Source organism: Nocardia sp. NPDC060220 (assembly GCF_042727815.1).
Classification (GTDB): Bacteria; Actinomycetota; Actinomycetes; order Mycobacteriales; family Mycobacteriaceae; genus Nocardia.
In genome coordinates this window covers 1-1,869 of record NZ_JBHWZY010001120.1, presented here as the reverse complement: position 1 = coordinate 1,869, position 1,869 = coordinate 1, and the positions used below count along the sequence as shown (strand labels likewise).

Below are 1,869 nucleotides of genomic sequence, written 5' to 3'. Positions count from 1 at the left end.
GACATCAGCGATTCTGCCGAAGGGCTGCTACACATCTCCGCGAACATATGGCCCGCTTACCGGAAGATTCAGTTTGAATCTCTTGCGCACTCGTTTGCCTGGGAGAATTACCACAGCTCCGAAAATCAGCAGTTCGCCTACGTGCCGAGCCAACGCCTTTCTCAACAGTCAGGGCTGCGCGCTGCAAGTGCTAGCTTCGATCAAGTCGACGCCGATGGCCGACCTGCAACTAAAAGCTACACCGCCCCCGCAGGATTTCAGGGGAACCTACTGTATGTGCGCGAGGACATCGTGCGAATGTTTGCCCAGGATCGGGCATTGATCACCTTCAGTTGGGGCGAACGACAAATAAGCATATCTGGGCCCCGTGACATGCCAGAGCGAATTCGAGTCATATATCAGTCTCACAAGAATATTTGGCGCACGCATCGTATAGTTGCCGATTGATCCGCATTTGAGGTTCCCCCGCTATCCGGAGAAGCTGGTCTTCCCCTTGTTCCGTGGAGTCGCGTTGCTGGACTTCATGCCACAATGGTTGGGTTCTCGTACTCTATCGGTGTCAGCATGCCGAGGCTGCTGTGACGCCGCTGTCGGTTGTGGAAGATCTCGAGGTAGTCGAAGATCGCATTGGCCAGCTCGATCCGGGGGTTCCAGCGGCGGCGGTTCAGTAGCTCGACCTGCATGCGGGACCAGGACGACTCCATCATCGCGTTGTCGTAGCAGTCGCCCACGCTGCCCATCGACGGCACGAGGCCGGAGACCTTGGCGCGCTCGGTGAACGCCCACGAACCGAACTGCACGCCCTGGTCGGTATGGATGATCGCGCCCTTGCCCGGGCGGCGGCTGTCGATGGCCATGCCCAGCGCGTTGGTGACCAAGGCCGCGGTCTGCGAGAAGTCGGGGTGGCACAAGAATCTAGCAACGTAACTCCGGAAAAGCCGGAAAGACCAGCGGTTATCTGGTTCCAGAGGGAACCCGGTGATGATAGATGGCTTCGTACTCGTCGGGTGATCGCCAGCCGAGCTTCTTCTGGATACGCTGGGAGTTGTACCAGCCGTCGATGTAGGCAACAGGGCGTTCTCGGCGTCTTCCCTTGTCCGCCAACTGTTTCGATACACCAACTCGGTCTTCAGGGTGGAGAGAGAATTCTCATTGGACCACCTGGATCGCATTGACAGCGAGGCCCCCTGATCATCGTGTGCGGTAGCCACGCAACTCAGGTGCCATCGATCACGCGTTCTTGCAGCGAGCGATCGAAGGAGAGGTCCGTTGTCCTACGTCGGTGACCTCGATCGGGATGGGCTGACCATGACCGACCATCGAAAATCGTTCGGAAACAGAGAATTTGGGTCGGCTCGGTTCGAACTGATGGTCAAGCACGCCTGACCCGAAAAGATCACCGAAACGGAGGCACCGCTGCGCCCGAACGGCAATGAAGCTCGGTCCTGCACATGGCGCGGCTACTCCAGGTATCCAAGCCGACTCCTGCGCGTACGTGAAGCATAAGGTGACAACAATTTTGACCGCACTCCAATCAGATGGATCGCAGTGCGGTTACCCTTCGCCGTATCCAGAAGCTCCCGCGGTCGTTTGGTGGGCATTCCCGGGGCCGGGCGCTATATACATTTCAACCGTTGATTTCACGTCAATATGTATTGGCGCAGAGAATTACGCTCGACGGCTGAAAGATCCAGGGCCTCCTCATGGCCGACGGGCATGACTCCCGCTTCGATGCCCGCAATTGCTAGGTCCAGAGCTCCAGGATATACCTCGCGATCAATCGGCGCGTGGAATGCAGTTTCGTCGTGGGCGCATGCCCGCCTGCATATCGATTCTCGTCGAACCCAGGGGTGAACATCCTGACTAGCC

General features: G+C 57.9%; 2 protein-coding genes and 1 pseudogene. 1 reads left to right on the top strand and 2 read right to left on the bottom strand.

Translation table 11 applies throughout. The features are described 5' to 3' along the window. Positions 1-447, top strand: a 447-nt coding sequence (locus ACFWF3_RS34320; RefSeq protein ID WP_379318192.1) for a hypothetical protein, incomplete at its 5' end; no start/stop codon positions are given. Positions 448-521: 74 nt separating this feature from the next. On the opposite strand, the pseudogene ACFWF3_RS34315 reads toward ACFWF3_RS34320, so the two are convergent. Continuing rightward, positions 522-899, bottom strand: a pseudogene (locus ACFWF3_RS34315) (transposase); the annotation flags it as partial. A 741-nt stretch (positions 900-1,640) separates the two neighbouring features. Further along, positions 1,641-1,869, bottom strand: a 229-nt coding sequence (locus ACFWF3_RS34310; protein ID WP_379318190.1) for a hypothetical protein, incomplete at its 5' end; no start/stop codon positions are given.